This window comes from Stenotrophomonas sp. CFBP8994 (assembly GCF_034044835.1).
In the GTDB taxonomy this organism is placed as follows: domain Bacteria; phylum Pseudomonadota; class Gammaproteobacteria; order Xanthomonadales; family Xanthomonadaceae; genus Stenotrophomonas; species Stenotrophomonas rhizophila_A.
The window spans coordinates 135,082-150,599 of record NZ_JAXCWT010000005.1; the positions used below are offsets into that span (position 1 = coordinate 135,082).

Genomic DNA, 15,518 nt, shown 5'->3' on the forward strand with positions numbered 1-15,518 from the left:
GAAGGGAGAGTGTAGCGGTGGTTCAGGGGGCGCGCTGGATTGCATCCAGGGCGTCGAGCACCTGACCCAGCTGCGGCTGCAGGGTTGTGAGTGGATGCGCAGGCTGTTCGGCGTAGCGGGCGGCCAGGTCCTGCAGCAGCTGGGTGGCGATGATGGCTGCGGCGCGCTCGTCACCGGCCAGCCCGGTCTGCCGGCGGGCGACCTCCAGCAGGCGCATCCAGTCCTGCTGCGCGCGATGTTCCAGTTCGATGGTGCAGCGTCCGCTGCACTGCAGCCCGTCCTTTTCGATCGGGGTGATGGTGATGCGATAGCGTTGCGAGGGGCTGGCCATGGCGCTGCACTGTGGGGGAGTGGGTCCACCTTAGGCGTGGCCGGCGGGCCGGACGACAGGCGCGGCCGCACGCAGTGTTCCACCTTGTGCGTTCCGGGCTTGCACGTAGTGGCCGCGAGGGCCGTGGCGGCTGGCTCTGCGCGATCCTGCCGGGCGCAGGCAGGGTTTGGCAACGCTGTGTTTCGCTACGCGTGAGAGCCCCCAAAAGAGAACGGGACGGCCAAGGCCGTCCCGTTCGGGTGCTGCAGGAAGCGCGCAGATTACAGCGCGGCGTCCTTGAGCTTCTTGAGCGGACGCACCTTCAGCTTGGTGGTGGCCGGCTTGGCGGCGAACCACTGCTCTTCCTTGGTGAACGGGTTGATGCCCTTGCGCTTCGGCTTGGCCGCGACGCTGACGGTGGTGATCTTCAACAGGCCCGGCAGGGTGAAGCTGCCTGCGCCCTTCTTGTGCACCGAGGAAGCCACGGCGGTTTCCAGCGAGGCCAGCACAGCGCGGACGTCCTTGGCGACAACGCCAGAGGCTTCGACGATGTGTGCAACCAGGCCGGACTTGGTCAGCACTTCCTTGATCGGCTTCGGAGCTGCCGGCTTTGCGGCGGCCTTCGTAGCGACTTTCTTCACTGCCTTCTTCGGGGCAGCCTTCTTAGCGGTCTTTGCCATGGTTTCCTGTTCCGTGATCGGTTGGTTGTGTGGTCGCGCCGAACCCATCGGCAAGCGAAATGTAGGGCAACAATGCGGCGCCGCCAATAGGCTAACGCATAAATATTCGGCTTTTCTGCGTTTGCGGTTACTGCAGTGCATCAGGACATGCCCAAAAAAACGGTCCGTTCGGCGGGGTGGAAGCGGTTTGCCGGGCCAGGCGGGCGGGCAGGGATTGTGCGGAAATGCCTTGAAAACAGCACTTTGCAACGAGGCCAGGGTCACGCATGCCTGGCACGGGGGCGGGCGGCTGCGGCCGGAAGCCGCAGGCCGGCACGGCCAGACACGGTGCTAACGCCTGCCGGTCTACGCTGGTGCTGCCATTCACCCACTAAGGATCCAACGATGGGCATTTCGCGTCACGCCACTGCGCACTGGGAAGGTGACCTCAAGACAGGCAAGGGACAATTGAGCACGCCGCAGAGCGGCCTGCTGGACAAGACCCGCTATGCCTTCAGCAGCCGCTTCGGCGATGAGAAGGGCACCAACCCGGAAGAACTGATCGCCGCCGCGCACGCCGGCTGCTTCACCATGGCGCTGTCGGCCAAGCTCACCGAGGCCGGTTTCGTGCCTACCTCGCTGGACACTGAAGCCAAGGTCGACCTGTCGATGGAAGGTGGCCCGCAGCTTTCGCAGATCACGCTGAAAGTGAAGGCGAAGGTGCCGGGCATCGACGCCACCCAGTTCCGTGCCATTGCCGATGATGCCAAGCAGAACTGCCCGGTATCCAAGGCGCTGAGCGCGGTGCCGATCAGCATGGAAGCCGAGCTGGCTGGCTGAAATGTTCAGGGTGCCGACGCAAAGTCGGCACCCTGGGGTGACCCGTAGAGACACGCCATGCGTGTCCCACGTAGGCCCGGATTCCACGCAGGACACGCGTGGCGTGTCCCTACCAGATGATCGTGCCCTGGATGACCGTCTGCACCTGGCCGCCGGACCAGACTTCGCCCTCGGCATCCACATGCAGGGTCAACCGCGCGTCGTGGCCCACCTCGCGGCCTTGGCTGACGACATAACTGCCGTCCACGCCGGGCAGGGCGTTGCGGCTGTCCAGCCAGGCGGCCAACACCGCATTGGCCGCGCCTGAAGCGGCATCCTCGAACCGCCGGCCGTTGCCCACGAACGCGCGCACCGCCAGCTGGTAATCGTCTCCCGAGCTCCGCGCATAGGCGAACACGCCCATGCTGTCGGTGATTTCGGCCAGCGCAGCCACCGCGTCCCAGTCCGGTGACAGGGTGCGCAACGTGGCTTCATCGGCCAGTTCCACCACCCACCAGCTGCGTCCGCCGGACATGCGTGCCGGCGGCAGTTCGCCCAGTGTCCAGCCGGCCAGCGCCGCCTGCAGGCGCGGATCGGCCGCCGTGGTCACCTCGGCGACCGCCGCGCGCGGGGTGCGGATGGCGATGCTGCGCGTGGCCCCTTCGCCCACCACCCGCAGCGGCAGCGCGCCGGCGATGCCGTCCTGGACCAGGACGCCGTCCACCGGCGCGGCCAGGCCGGCGTCCAGCACCGCGTGCGCGGTGCCCACGCTGGGGTGGCCGGCGAACGGCACTTCCTTCTGCGGGCTGAACATGCGGATGCGGTAGCTGGCGCCCGGCACCTGCGGGGCGAAAACGAACGTGGTTTCCGGCAGGCGGGTCCAGCGGGCGATGGCCTGCATGCGCGCGTCGTCCAGGCCCTCCGCGTCCAGCACCACGGCCAGCGGGTTGCCGGCGCCGGGATAAGGGGAAAACACGTCAAGCTGCAGGAAACGGCGGGCGGTCATGGCGGATCGGTCTGGCGGAACGGTCGGGCAGCTTAACAAGCCCTGCCGGAGCGTGGCTTGGCATAGAATCAGAGGTTCGGCCCGGCGTGCCGGGTCGATCCCCCCACTACCTACCCATTCTTACCTCCATGTCAGCTTCCCCCCTTGTCGATCGCTGGATCGTACTGAAGTTCGGCGGCACCTCCGTGTCGCGTCGTCACCGTTGGGACACGATCGGGAAGCTGGCGAAAAAACGTGCGGAAGAAACCGGTGCGCGCGTGCTGGTGGTGGTGTCGGCCCTGTCCGGGGTGACCAATGAACTGACCGCGATCGCCGATGGCGCCGCCGACAGCCGCGCCCGCGTGGATGCGCTGGTGGCCCGCCACCGCGAGTTCCTGGCCGAGCTCGAGCTCGATGCCAGCGCGCTGGATGTGCGCCTGGCCGCGCTGCAGGGCCTGCTGGACGAGCCGCGCGCCGCCGCGCGGCCGCTGGAATGGCAGGCCGACGTGCTGGGCCAGGGCGAACTGCTGTCCTCCACCATCGGCGCGGCCTACCTGCGCGCCAGCGGCCTGGATTTCGGCTGGATGGACGCCCGTGAGTGGCTGCAGGCGTTGCCGCCGCAGCCCAACCAGAGCGACTGGTCGCAGCGCCTGTCGGTGAACTGCCAGTGGCGTTCGGATGCCGAGTGGGCTGTGGCGTTCCGCGCCCAGCCGACCCGCATGCTGATCACCCAGGGCTTCATCTCGCGCCACGCCGATGGCGGTACCGCCATCCTCGGCCGCGGCGGCTCGGATACCTCGGCCGCCTACTTTGGCGCGCTGCTGGGCGCCAGCCGCGTGGAAATCTGGACCGACGTGCCGGGGATGTTCAGCGCCAACCCGAAGGACGTACCCGACGCGCGCCTGCTGACCCGCCTGGATTATTACGAAGCGCAGGAAATCGCCACCACCGGCGCCAAGGTGCTGCACCCGCGTTCGATCAAGCCGTGCCGCGATGCCGGCGTGCCGATGGCGATCCTGGACACCGAACGCCCGGAACTGCCGGGCACCAGCATCGACGGCAATGCCGCACCGGTGCCGGGGGTGAAGGCGATCAGCCGCCGCAACGGCATCGTGCTGGTGTCGATGGAAGGCATCGGCATGTGGCAGCAGGTCGGCTTCCTGGCTGACGTGTTCGGGCTGTTCAAGAAGCACGGACTGTCGGTGGACCTGATCGGTTCGGCCGAAACCAACGTGACGGTATCGCTGGACCCGTCCGAAAACCTGGTCAATACCGATGTGCTGGCCGCGCTGTCGGCCGACCTGTCGCAGATCTGCAAGGTCAAGATCATCGTGCCGTGCGCGGCGATCACGCTGGTCGGCCGCGGCATGCGTTCGCTGCTGCACAAGCTGTCGGACGTGTGGGCGACCTTCGGGCGCGAGCGCGTGCACATGATTTCGCAGTCGTCCAACGACCTCAACCTGACCTTCGTCATCGATGAAGCCGACGCCGACGGCCTGCTGCCGATCCTGCACGCCGAGCTGATCGACAGTGGCGCGATGCCGGTGGAAGAGGGCGAGGTGTTCGGCCCGCGCTGGCGCGAGATCGCCGGCACCATCCGCCCGCGCGAAACCGCGTGGTGGCGGGGCCAGCGCGAGCACCTGCTGCACCTGGCCCAGGCCGGTACGCCGCGCTATGTGTACAACCTGGCCACGGTGCGCGCCCGCGCCCGCGCGCTGGCCGCGATCAGGCCGATCGACCAGCGGTATTACGCGATCAAGGCCAACAGCCACCCGGCCATCCTGGAGCTGCTGGAGCAGGAAGGCTTTGGCCTGGAGTGCGTGTCACACGGTGAACTGAAGCATGTGTTCAATGTGCTGCCGACGCTGTCGCCGCGCCGGGTGCTGTTCACCCCCAGCTTCGCGCCGCGCACCGAATATGAAGCGGCGTTCGCGCTCGGCGTGACCGTCACCGTGGACAACGTGGAAGCGCTGCAGCGTTGGCCGGACCTGTTCCGCAACCGCGAGCTGTGGCTGCGGGTGGACCTGGGCCGCGGCGAGGGCCACCACGCCAAGGTCCGTACCGGCGGCAAGGACTCCAAGTTCGGCCTGCCGATCGCCCGCGTGGACGAGTTCGTGCGCCTGGCCGAAGACCTCGGCACCCGCGTGGTCGGCCTGCACGCCCACCTGGGCAGCGGCGTGGAAACGGCGCAGCACTGGCGCCTGATGTGCGACGAACTGGCCGGGTTCGCGCGCCGGATCGGCAGCGTGGAAACCATCGATATCGGCGGCGGGTTGCCCATTCCCTACAGCGATGACGATGAACCGTTCGACTTGGACGCCTGGGCCGTCGGCCTGGCCGAGGTGAAGGCGGTGCACCCGGCGTTCCGCCTGGCGATTGAACCGGGCCGCTACCTGGTGGCCGAATCGGGCGTGCTGCTCACTACCGCCACCCAGGTGGTGGAGAAGGACGGCATCCGCCGCGTGGGCCTGGATGCGGGCATGAACACCCTGATGCGCCCGGCGCTGTACGACGCCTGGCACGACATCGAGAACCTCAGCCGGCTGGGCGGGTATGCCGAGGCACTGTTCGACGTGGTCGGGCCGATCTGCGAATCCAGCGATGTGTTTGGCAAGCGCCGCCGGCTGCCGGTATCCACCGCGCCGGACGATGTGATGCTGATCGCCGATGCCGGTGCCTACGGGTACGTCATGGCCAACACCTACAACCAGCGCGAGCTGCCGCGCGAGGACATCATCGACGATGTGCCCTGAGCGCCTCCCGTTGGTTTCCCTTATTGCCTCACCGGATACGCCATGACTGCTTTCGATAAACACCAGGTTGCCTGCTTCCGCTTCGTCCGCTGCGACCTCGCCGCGGATACCGGCGTGGCGCAGCTGGTCTACGCCTTCGACAATGGTCCGGAGCTGGTCGAGACGGTCAGCATTCCCGGCGCGCCGTTCGTGCTGGACGCTGCCCGCGCCGAGGCCGTGCAGCGGGCGCTGCGCCTGCTGCACCTGTTCGCGGGCGTCAGCTATTACAAGGCTGCGGTGCCGGAGCAGGTGCGGATCGACAGCTACAGCATCGATGCCGATACCGCCGCGCTGGTGGAAACGGTGTACCTCAACGGGCTGGGCGAGTTCGCCTACCGCAACGGGCTGAACCTGCGTGGGCGGTTCCGCCTGCCGGTGGAAGGCCAGGCGTTCACCGCGCCGGCGGTGGGCCTGCGCGAGCATGCACTGGTGGCCATCGGCGGCGGCAAGGATTCGCTGGTCAGCATTGAAGCGCTGCGCACGCTGGGCATCGCCGAAACGGTGACCTGGATTGGCGGTTCGCAGCTGATCCGTGCCTGCGCCGAACGCACCGGCCTGCCGATGCTCAACATCGGCCGCACGCTGGCCCCCGAGCTGTTCGAGCTCAACCGCCAGGGCGCGTGGAACGGGCATATCCCGGTCACTGCCGTGAACTCGGCGATCATGGTGCTGGCCGCGCTGCTGCAGGGCGTGGACCAGGTGGTGTTCTCCAACGAGCGTTCGGCCAGCTACGGCAGCCAGATTCCGGGTACCGGTGAAGTGAACCACCAGTGGTCCAAGGGCTGGGCCTTCGAGCAGGCCTTTGGCGAGCACCTTGAGAAACACGTGGCGGCGGACCTGCACTACTACTCGCTGCTGCGCCCGCTGTCGGAGCTGGCCGTGGCGCGCCAGTTCGCCAGGACCGATTTCTACGACGCGCATTTCTCCAGCTGCAACCGCAACTTCCACATCCTGGGCGAGCGCCCGGTGAACCGCTGGTGCGGGGTCTGCCCGAAGTGCCACTTCGTGTTCCTGGCGCTGGCCCCGTTCATGCCCAAGACCCGGCTGGTGCGCATCTTCGGCCGCAACCTGCTGGACGACATGGAGCAGGCCGGCGGCTTCGACGCGCTGCTGGAATTCCAGGACCACAAGCCGTTCGAATGCGTGGGCGAAGGCCGCGAATCGCGTGCGGCGATGGCCACCCTGGCGGCACGTCCGGAATGGAACGAGGATGCGCTGGTGAAGCGTTTCATCCAGGAGATCCAGCCGCAGCTGGACGGCGCCGAACTGCAGATCGAACCGTTGCTGGTGCTGGAAGGCGAGCACCGGATTCCGGCGGCGATCTGGGAGCGCCTGCGTGCGAATTTCGCAGCTTGAAGGCAAGCGCGTAGCGCTGTGGGGCTGGGGGCGTGAGGGGCGTGCGGCATTCGCCGTCCTGCGCCAGCGCCTGCCGGCGCTGGCCCTGACCCTGTTCTGCCCCGAGGCCGAGGCCGCCGCCGCGCGGGCCGAGGCCGGCAATGCGCTGCAGGTGCGGTCGGATGTCAGCGGTGAATCCCTGGCCGCCTTCGAGGTGGTGATCAAGTCGCCGGGGATCAGCCCCTACGGCGAAGCCGCGGTGTCGGCGGCGACGCAGGGCACGCAGTTCATCGGCGGTACCTCGCTGTGGTTTGCCGAGCATGCCGATGCCGAAGACACCGTGCGCGACACCGTGTGCGTGACCGGCACCAAGGGCAAGAGCACCACCACCTCGTTGCTGGCGCATCTGCTGCGCGCCTCCGGCGCGCGCACCGGCCTGGTGGGCAACATCGGCCTGCCGCTGCTGGAGGTGCTGGACCCGCAGCCGGCGCCGGAGTACTGGGCGGTGGAGCTGTCCAGCTACCAGACCGGCGAGGTGGCGCGCAGTGGCGCGCACCCGCAGGTGGCGGTGGTGCTGAACCTGTTTCCCGAGCACCTGGACTGGCATGGCAGCGAAGCGCGCTACATCCAGGACAAGCTGGCGCTGGTGACCGGCGCGGCACCGCGTATCGCGGTGCTCAACGCGGCCGACCCGCACCTGGCCGCGCTGTCGCTGCCGGACAGCGAGGTGGTGTGGTTCAACCAGCCGCAGGGCTGGCACATGCGCGGCGAGTGGGTGTATCGCGGCGAGCAGCGGGTGTTCGATACCGGGAATACGCCGCTGCCGGGCCGGCACAACCGCGGCAACCTGTGCGCGGTGCTCGCGGCCATCGAAGCGCTGGGCCTGGATGCGGTGGCGCTGGCGCCTGCCGTGCAGGATTTCCGGCCGTTGCCCAACCGCCTGCAGACCATCGGCCGCCGCGACGGGCTGCGCTTCGTCAACGACTCGATCAGCACCACCCCGCACGCCAGCCTGGCGGCGCTGGAATGCTTCGCCGGCCAGCGCATCGCGCTGCTGGTGGGCGGGCATGACCGGGGGCTGGACTGGCACGATTTCGTGGACCACATGGCGCACGACGTGCCGCCGGTGGAGATCGTCACCATGGGCGCCAACGGCCCGCGCATCCACGCGCTGCTGCAGCCGCTGGCCGATGCAGGCAGGTTCGGTCTGCACGCCGCCGGCGATCTGGAGGAGGCGGTGCGACTGGCCCGCACGGCGCTCGGCGAACAGGGTGGGGTGGTGTTGATGTCCCCGGGTGCGCCGAGCTACGGCGTGTACCGCGATTACGTCGCCCGCGGCCGACATTTCGCCGAGCTTGCAGGGTTCGACCCGGACCAGATCACCGCGATCCCGGGCATCGGCATCGCCTGACATTTCGCCAACGGCGCAGCCGGACGGTAGAGCGGACGGTAGAGCGGACTGTCAGTCCGCTGCTCTTCGCGGCCCACCCTGGCATAGCGCCAGCGGCGCAGCCGTACGGTAGAGCGGACTGTTAGTCCGCTGCTCTTCGCGGCCCACCGTGGCATAGCGCCAACGGCGCAGCCGGACGGTAGAGCGGACTGTTAGTCCGCTGCTCTTCGCGGCCCACCATGGCATAGCGCCAACGGCGCAGCCGACGGTAGAGCGGACTGTTAGTCCGCTGCTCTTCGCGGCCCACCTTGACATCGCGCCAACGGCGCAGCCGACTAACAGTCGGCTCTACCGCCCGCGGCGCGACCGCCCGCCGTTTGACCACTCGCCACGCGACCACCCGCCGCGCAACCCCCCGCCACCTGCGGCCCGTCACATCTCCCGACATACACTCTGGGCTCTTTCCCGGAAGGAGCAGGCGCATGAAGCAGCAATGGCAGTGGGGTGCGGCACTGGTACTGGGCATGACGGCGTTGCCGGCGGTGGCGGCGATGCAGGCCAAGCCGGTGGAGTGGAAGCACGAAGGCACCACCTTCAGCGGGGTGCTGGTCTACGACGACGAAGACAACGACAAGCGCCCCGGCCTGGTGATGGTGCCGAACTGGAGGGGCGTGAACGACTCAGCCATCGCCAAGGCCAAGCAGCTGGCCGGCGATGACTACGTGGTGCTGGTGGCCGACGTGTACGGCAAGGGCGTGCGCCCGAAGACCGACGCGGAAGCCGGCCCGGTGGCGACCAAGCTGCGCAATGACCGCCCGGTGCTGCGCGCCCGCGCGCTGAAGGCGCTGGAAGTGCTCAAGGCCCAGGCCGGCAACGCGCCGCTGGATGCCACGAAGATCGGCGCGGTCGGGTTCTGCTTCGGCGGCACCACGGTGCTGGAGCTGGCCCGTGCCGGGGCGCCGCTGGCCGGGGTGGTCAGCCTGCATGGCGGGCTGGGCTCGCCGTTGCCGGCCAAGGCCGGTGGCACCCATCCGTCAGTGCTGGTGCTCAATGGTGCCGACGACAAGGGCATCAGCAAGGACGATATCGCCAGCTTCGAGCAGGAGATGAACGCGGCCAAGGTTGATTGGGAGTTCACCAACTACAGCGGTGCGGTGCACTGCTTCGCCGAAGCCGATGCCAACAACCCGCCGGGCTGCCTGTACAACGAGCGGGCGGCGAAGCGGGCGTGGAAGAGCCTGGATACATTCTTCGACGGGTTGTTCGACAAGCGCTGACGCACGCCGCGTTGCGGCGCCGCCCGACCAACGGTCGGGCGCTACCCCGGTAGGCGACGACCGTTGGTCGTCACCCGCGGGGATCAATGCGAACGCTGTACCGCGTAACGGGCCAGGCCGCGCAGGGCGGCGACCGCATCGTTGTCGGCCAGGCCGTCGAGCGCGCGCTCGGCGGCCTCGGCGTATTCCTCGGCGCGGCGGCGGCTGTATTCCAGCCCGCCGGTGGCGTGGATGGCGGCCAGCACTTCCGGCATCGCATCCGCATCGCCGTTCTGCACGATCCCGCGAAGGCGCTCGCGGGTGGCCGCGTCGGTATGCGCCATGGCGTGGATCAGCGGCAGGGTCGCCTTGCCTTCGGCCAGGTCGTCGCCCAGGTTCTTGCCCAGTTCCTCGGCGTTGGCCGAGTAGTCGAGCACGTCGTCGGCGATCTGGAAGGCGTATCCCAGCGCCATGCCGTAATCGTACAGCGCCTGCTGGGTGGCCTCGTCCACCCCGCTCGCCAGTGCCCCCAAGCGGGTACCGGCGGCGAACAGCACCGCGGTCTTGCGCTCGATCACCCGCAGGTAGGCGGCCTCGTCGGTATCCGGGTTGTGCACGTGCAGCAGCTGCAGCACTTCGCCTTCGGCGATGCGGTTGGTGGTGTCGGCCAGGATCTGCATGACCGGCATGCGGTCCAGTTCGACCATCAGCTGGAAGCTGCGCGAGTACAGGAAGTCGCCGACCAGCACGCTCGGGGCGTTGCCCCACAGCGCATTGGCGGTGCTGCGGCCGCGCCGCAGGCTGGATTCGTCCACCACGTCGTCGTGCAGCAGGGTCGAGGTGTGGATGAACTCGATGATCGCCGCCAGCTGGTGGTGCTCCGGACCAGCCTGGCCGACCGCGTGGCCGGCCAGCATGACCAGCATCGGCCGCAGGCGCTTGCCGCCGGCAGAGATGATGTGGTCGGCGATCTGGTTGATCAGCACGACATCCGAGGACAGTCGGCGGCGAATCAGCGCATCCACGGCGGCCATGTCGGGCGCGGCGAGCGACTGGATCTGGGGCAGGCCCAGCGCGGGGCGGGTGTCTTCGGTGATGGTCATGCGGTCTGACTTTCAGGCTTGGGCGGAATTATAGGCGGTGCGGACGTATTCCGCCCGCGAAGGCGGTCCGGGGGCCGGGCAGGGCGTGAATACGTATGCAAGCGGCGCCACCGCCGAGGGTGCGCCGCTAAGCTTGTCGGGTACGTTCTGGCGCCCGTGGGAGGGCGCCCTGGAAGCCCGGAGGGGGGCCCTTGATGACGCAGATTCCATGGTGGCGCGGTGCCGTCATCTATCAGATTTATCCGCGCAGTTTCCTGGATGCCAACGGTGATGGCGTGGGCGACCTGCCCGGCATCATCGAACGGCTGGACTACGTGGCCTCGCTGGGGGTGGACGCGATCTGGATTTCGCCGTTCTTTACCTCGCCCATGGCCGACTTCGGCTACGACATCGCCGACCACCGCGATGTGGATCCGCTGTTCGGCACCCTGGCCGATTTCGACCGGTTGCTGGCCAAGGCGCACGCGCTGGGCCTGAAGGTGATGATCGACCAGGTGTTCAGCCACACCTCGATCGAGCACGCCTGGTTCCGCGAGAGCCGCCAGGACCGCACCAATCCCAAGGCGGACTGGTACGTGTGGGCCGACCCGCGCGAGGACGGCACCCCGCCCAACAACTGGATGTCCATCTTCGGTGGCGTGGCATGGCAGTGGGAGCCGCGGCGCGAGCAGTACTTCCTGCACAATTTCCTGGCCGACCAGCCGGACCTGGATTTCCACAATCCGGCCGTGCAGCAGGCCACGCTGGACTACGTGCGGTTCTGGCTGGACCGCGGCGTGGATGGCTTCCGCCTGGATTCGATCAACTTCTGCTTCCACGACAAGCAGCTGCGCGACAACCCGGCCAAGCCGCTGGAAAAGCGCCTGGGCCGGGGCTTCAGCACCGACAATCCGTACGCGTACCAGTACCACTATTACAACAACACCCAGCCGGAGAACCTGCCGTTCATCGAGCGCCTGCGCGGGCTGCTGGACGAGTACCCGGGCGCGGTCAGCCTGGGCGAGATCTCCGCCGAGGATTCGCTGGCAACCACGGCCGAGTACACCGCGCCGGGTCGCCTGCACATGGGCTACAGCTTCGAACTGCTGGTCAAGGACTACAGCGCGGCCTACATCCGCGACACCGTGTCGCGGCTGGAAGCGACCATGACCGAAGGCTGGCCGTGCTGGGCGATCTCCAACCACGACGTGGAGCGCGCGGTGACCCGTTGGGGCGGGCACCCGGCGCAGCCGCGGCTGGCGCGGCTGCTGGTGGCGGTGCTGTGTTCGCTGCGCGGTTCGATCTGTCTGTACCAGGGCGAGGAACTGGGCTTGGGCGAAGCGGACGTACCGTTCGAGGCGCTGCAGGATCCGTACGGCATCACCTTCTGGCCGAACTTCAAGGGCCGCGACGGGTGCCGCACGCCGATGCCGTGGCTGGATGCGCCGCTGGCCGGGTTCACCAGCGGTGCGCCTTGGCTGCCGATCCCGCAGGAGCACCAGGCCAGTGCAGTGGCGGTGCAGGAGCACGATCCGCACTCGGTGTTGAACGCGTTCCGCCAGTTCTTGGCGTGGCGGCGGACGATGCCGACGCTGCTGCTGGGCGACATCCGGTTCCTGGAGACGGCCGAGCCGGTGCTGATGTTCGAACGCACGCACGGCGATGAGACGCTGCTGCTGGCGTTCAACCTGTCGGCCGAGGCGACCCATTTGACGTTGCCCGAAGGGCAGTGGCACGCGCTGCATGTGCCCGGCCCGGATGCGGGACAGGCCGACGGTGGCCTTCTGCATCTGCCGGCACAGGCAATGTACTGCGCACGCCGCGCCTGATACACGATTTCCGGGGGTATTGATGGGCGGAGCCGCAAGGTTCCGCCCTTTTTTCTTCGATCAGGTTCATCGCGAGCGTTGAGGGCCCCGCCGCGGCCGGCAGGCCCCTGTGCAAATGTCCCCCGGCGGTCGCCCTGCGGCGACGGCCTCCTCCTTTACTTTGCCAGGAGCCTGCCGGCCGCGACGGGGCTCGGCTTGCGGCAAGAAAAAACCCGCTGCTCGCGCAGCGGGTTCTTCGTTCGTGCTACTACGCCTGGATCAGAACTTGTAGTTCACACCCAGCATGTAGGTACGGCCCCACTCGATGTACTCCAGCGGGCGATCCTTGGTGCCGGCATACGTGCGGTACGGCTCGTTGGTCAGGTTGCTTCCCTGCAGCAGCAAGGTCAGGCCGTGCAGCGCGCTGTCGTCGGCGAAGGTGTAGCTGATCTGCGCGTCGGTCACGTTCTCGCCCACCACGTAGCGCAGCGTGCGGTTGCCGTTGAAGTTGCCGATTTCACCGATGAAGTCCGAACGACGGCGCTGGCTCACGCGCGCTTCGAAGCCATTGCGCTCGTAATAGGCGGTGAAGTTGTACACGCGCTCGGACAGGCCCGGCAGACTGATCGGATCGGTGCCCACGCTGGACGCGCTTTCCGGGTCCAGGATCTTGATGTCGCTGTCATTGAAGGTCGCGCTGGCCTGCACGCCGAAGCCACGCAGCGGTTCGGCCAGCATTTCCAGCGGGAACGACGCGGTCAGCTCCAGGCCGCGCAGGGTGCCGCCTTCGCCGTTCTGCGGTGCGGAGAAGGTGCCCGTGGTCTGCAGCGGGGCGGTCATCCCCGGCGGGATGACGTAGCTGGCCAGCAGGTCGCTGAAGTCGTAGTCGTCCACCGACTGCGTGTACACGTAGCTCTTCAGGTCCTTGTAGAAGATCGCTGCCGCCACATACGCCTTCTCACCGAAGTACTTCTCGTACGACAGGTCGATCGCGTTGGCGCGCCACGGATCCAGCAGCGGGTTGCCGCCACTGCCGCCCGGCTTGCCGGTGGCCGTATCCACGCCGAACTCCAGGCCGGCGCGCATCTGGTCCACGCGCGGGCGCGCGACCTGCTTGGCCACCGCGAAGCGCAGGGTCTGCTGGTGCGGGAACAGGAAGGCCAGGTTCAAGCTCGGCAGCCAGTCGGTGTACTTCTTGCCTTCATCGATCGGCAGCACTTCCTGGCCGGCCGGGCGCGAGCGGTCGAAATAGTTCGACTGCGAGCTCTGGTCGGTGGTGATCATCTGCACACCGATGTTGCCGCGCACGCCCACGTCACCGATGTCGGTGTTGATGTTGGCGCGCACCCAGGCAGTGGTGGTCTTTTCCTGCACCACCCACGACTTGGGAATCAGGTAATCCAGGTTGGTGACCGGGTTGAACGTCATGTAGCGGTCGACCGCGGCCGGCACGTTCCACGCCGGGATGTAGCCGATGCCGGCAAAGCCCAGGTTGACCGGGGCGTACTGCAGGTCGCCGGCGACGTTGGCGTCGCCCTGCGCGCCGAGCAGGATGTTGCCTTCGGCCTGGGTTTTTTCCTTGCGGCGGTCGGCGTAGTTGACGCCCACGTCCACGTCCTGGAACCACGACAGCGCTTCGGGCATGTTGAACGTGCCCTGCAGGCGCGCGCCCTTCAGGCGGTCTTCCACCTGCGGCAACTTGCCGTAGCCGGAGCCGTAGATGGTGTTGGTCAGGTACAGCGCTTCAGGGTTGGAGTAGTCCAGGCCCGGGCGGATCTGCGAGAAGCCATCCGGGTTGATGGTCAGCCCGATGGTGTCCAGCTGCGGCATCGGGGTGAGCTGCAGGTTGTTCTCCAGGTTCAGCTCATCGCGGGTGGCCTTGGAGTAGTTCACATCGGCGGTAAGCTTGAAGCTGTCGAAGGTCAGCTCGTTGTTCCAGCCGAACGCGTCGATCTTGTCTTCGCGCTTGTTGTACATGCCGCGCACCAGCGGGTACACGCCGCTGGCGGTGCCGCCGGTGAAGGTGCCGTTGCCGTTCACCTGCGGATTGGTGATCAACAGGCCCGGGGTGTAGCCGCCGTTGTAGTTGCTGAGGTTGACCTCGAACTGGTTGGCGGTGTCGATCTGCTCGGCCTTGGTGTGGAACATGTCCAGCGTGCTGGTCCACACGTTCGACGGGCGGAACTGCACGGTGGCCATGTAGCCGTCACGCTTGGCGTTGCCGGTACGGCGCAGCGCCTTGATGCCGTCGGAGAACGCGGTGCCCGGTGCCACGCCGGGGCGGTTGCCCTGGTCGGTCTGCTCGGTGGTCCACGGCTCGTACAGGCCCACCTGGTTTTCCTGGATCGGGTTGTCGCTGTGCGCGTAGCCCAGCGCGATGCCCCAGGTGTTATCGGCGAACTGGTCGATGTAGCTGGCGCTGAAGCGGTTGCCGAAGGCATCCACGTTGGCGGCCTTGCCCAGCGAGTTCTTCGAATAGCGGCCGCTGAGCGCGATCACGCGCTCGCCGAACGCCAGCGGGCGCACGGTCTGCATGTCGATGGTGCCCGACAGGCCCTGGCCGACCAGCGCCGCGTCCGGGGTCTTGTACACGGTCACGCCGTTGACCAGTTCGGACGGGTACTGGTCGAATTCCACGCTGCGGTTGTCGCCGGTGCTGACCACTTCACGCCCGTTGAGCAGGGTGGTGGCGAAGTCGGGCGACAGGCCGCGCACGCTGATCACCTGCGCACGGCCGGCTACGCGCTGGGCGGCCAGGCCGGGCAGGCGGGCCAGCGATTCGGCGATGCTCACATCCGGCAGCTTGCCGATGTCTTCGGCCGAGATCACCTCGACCACCGAGGTGGCGTCCTGCTTGATCGCAATGGCGTTTTCGATGCCGCGGCGGATGCCGGTGACCTGGACGGTATCCAGGTCGGTGGCGGCGTTACCCGCCGGCGGTGCGGTGGTGGTGGACTGCGCCAACGCCAATGACGGCGTCAGGGCGACGGCCAGCGCGATACTCAGCGCGCTGCGCTTGCGATTCAACATTTTCCCCTCCCAGGCAATGTTGCCAAACTCATGTTGTGATCAACGGCGATGC

The 15,518-nt window shown here is 67.5% G+C and carries 11 protein-coding genes; 6 read left to right on the forward strand and 5 right to left on the reverse strand.

Features of this window, described 5'->3' with window-relative positions; genetic code table 11:
- Nucleotides 1–22 precede the first annotated feature (22 nt).
- Together SOM39_RS15000 and SOM39_RS15005 are read right to left on the reverse strand one after the other, a co-directional pair.
- Nucleotides 23–331 (reverse strand): DUF3861 family protein, encoded by a 309-nt coding sequence (locus tag SOM39_RS15000; RefSeq protein ID WP_320458785.1) that lies wholly within the window; start codon nt 329–331, stop codon nt 23–25.
- Between the two features lie 260 nt (nt 332–591).
- The gene (locus SOM39_RS15005) at nt 592–990 is read right to left on the reverse strand and encodes an HU family DNA-binding protein (protein WP_068854576.1); all 399 of its coding nucleotides are present in this window, start codon (nt 988–990) and stop codon (nt 592–594) included.
- A gap of 384 nt (nt 991–1,374) precedes the next feature.
- On the opposite strand from SOM39_RS15005, the gene SOM39_RS15010 reads away from it, so the two are divergent.
- A complete protein-coding gene (locus SOM39_RS15010; RefSeq protein WP_184125146.1) occupies nt 1,375–1,809 on the forward strand; it encodes an OsmC family protein in 435 nt (144 codons plus the stop codon).
- A gap of 109 nt (nt 1,810–1,918) precedes the next feature.
- On the opposite strand, the gene SOM39_RS15015 is transcribed toward SOM39_RS15010, so the two are convergent.
- Entirely contained in the window at nt 1,919–2,794 is an 876-nt protein-coding gene (locus SOM39_RS15015; RefSeq protein WP_320458786.1) for a PhzF family phenazine biosynthesis protein, read from the reverse strand.
- Between the two features lie 128 nt (nt 2,795–2,922).
- Between SOM39_RS15015 and SOM39_RS15020 the strand changes: the two genes are divergently transcribed.
- The 4 genes from SOM39_RS15020 to SOM39_RS15035 all read left to right on the forward strand — a co-directional run bounded on the left by SOM39_RS15020 (nt 2,923) and on the right by SOM39_RS15035 (nt 9,567).
- Complete coding sequence (locus SOM39_RS15020) at nt 2,923–5,526, forward strand: bifunctional aspartate kinase/diaminopimelate decarboxylase (protein WP_320458787.1); 2,604 nt, start codon at nt 2,923–2,925, stop codon at nt 5,524–5,526.
- A gap of 42 nt (nt 5,527–5,568) precedes the next feature.
- Nucleotides 5,569–6,921, forward strand: a complete 1,353-nt coding sequence (murL, locus tag SOM39_RS15025; RefSeq protein ID WP_320458788.1) for a UDP-N-acetyl-alpha-D-muramoyl-L-alanyl-L-glutamate epimerase — start codon at nt 5,569–5,571, stop codon at nt 6,919–6,921.
- Nucleotides 6,902–8,311 (forward strand): UDP-N-acetylmuramoyl-L-alanine--D-glutamate ligase, encoded by a 1,410-nt coding sequence (murD, locus tag SOM39_RS15030; protein WP_320458789.1) that lies wholly within the window; start codon nt 6,902–6,904, stop codon nt 8,309–8,311. Before murL ends, murD begins: the two co-directional genes overlap by 20 nt.
- A gap of 461 nt (nt 8,312–8,772) precedes the next feature.
- The gene (locus SOM39_RS15035; protein WP_320458790.1) at nt 8,773–9,567 is read left to right on the forward strand and encodes a dienelactone hydrolase family protein; all 795 of its coding nucleotides are present in this window, start codon (nt 8,773–8,775) and stop codon (nt 9,565–9,567) included.
- Between the two features lie 83 nt (nt 9,568–9,650).
- Here the strand turns inward: SOM39_RS15035 and SOM39_RS15040 are convergent, their stop codons facing one another.
- Entirely contained in the window at nt 9,651–10,649 is a 999-nt protein-coding gene (locus SOM39_RS15040) for a polyprenyl synthetase family protein (protein ID WP_320458791.1), read from the reverse strand.
- A 194-nt stretch (nt 10,650–10,843) separates the two neighbouring features.
- Here SOM39_RS15040 and SOM39_RS15045 point away from each other — a divergent pair, with 194 nt between their 5' ends.
- Nucleotides 10,844–12,457 carry an alpha-amylase family glycosyl hydrolase gene (locus SOM39_RS15045; protein ID WP_320458792.1) on the forward strand — a complete coding sequence of 538 codons (1,614 nt, stop codon included), beginning with the start codon at nt 10,844–10,846 and terminating at the stop codon, nt 12,455–12,457.
- Between the two features lie 258 nt (nt 12,458–12,715).
- On the opposite strand, the gene SOM39_RS15050 is transcribed toward SOM39_RS15045, so the two are convergent.
- Nucleotides 12,716–15,466: a TonB-dependent receptor gene (locus SOM39_RS15050; RefSeq protein WP_320458793.1), complete on the reverse strand. Its 2,751-nt coding sequence runs from the start codon at nt 15,464–15,466 to the stop codon at nt 12,716–12,718.
- Nucleotides 15,467–15,518: the final 52 nt, after the last annotated feature.

What these genes read in the sequence shown, in the direction of transcription:
- SOM39_RS15000 (WP_320458785.1), bottom strand. Translation starts at nt 331, where the DNA reads ATGGCCAGCCCCTCGCAACGCTATCGCATCACCATCACCCCGATCGAA.
- SOM39_RS15005 (WP_068854576.1), bottom strand. Translation starts at nt 990, where the DNA reads ATGGCAAAGACCGCTAAGAAGGCTGCCCCGAAGAAGGCAGTGAAGAAA.
- SOM39_RS15010 (WP_184125146.1), top strand. Translation starts at nt 1,375, where the DNA reads ATGGGCATTTCGCGTCACGCCACTGCGCACTGGGAAGGTGACCTCAAG.
- SOM39_RS15015 (WP_320458786.1), bottom strand. Translation starts at nt 2,794, where the DNA reads ATGACCGCCCGCCGTTTCCTGCAGCTTGACGTGTTTTCCCCTTATCCC.
- SOM39_RS15020 (WP_320458787.1), top strand. Translation starts at nt 2,923, where the DNA reads ATGTCAGCTTCCCCCCTTGTCGATCGCTGGATCGTACTGAAGTTCGGC.
- murL (WP_320458788.1), top strand. Translation starts at nt 5,569, where the DNA reads ATGACTGCTTTCGATAAACACCAGGTTGCCTGCTTCCGCTTCGTCCGC.
- SOM39_RS15035 (WP_320458790.1), top strand. Translation starts at nt 8,773, where the DNA reads ATGAAGCAGCAATGGCAGTGGGGTGCGGCACTGGTACTGGGCATGACG.
- SOM39_RS15040 (WP_320458791.1), bottom strand. Translation starts at nt 10,649, where the DNA reads ATGACCATCACCGAAGACACCCGCCCCGCGCTGGGCCTGCCCCAGATC.
- SOM39_RS15045 (WP_320458792.1), top strand. Translation starts at nt 10,844, where the DNA reads ATGACGCAGATTCCATGGTGGCGCGGTGCCGTCATCTATCAGATTTAT.
- SOM39_RS15050 (WP_320458793.1), bottom strand. Translation starts at nt 15,466, where the DNA reads ATGTTGAATCGCAAGCGCAGCGCGCTGAGTATCGCGCTGGCCGTCGCC.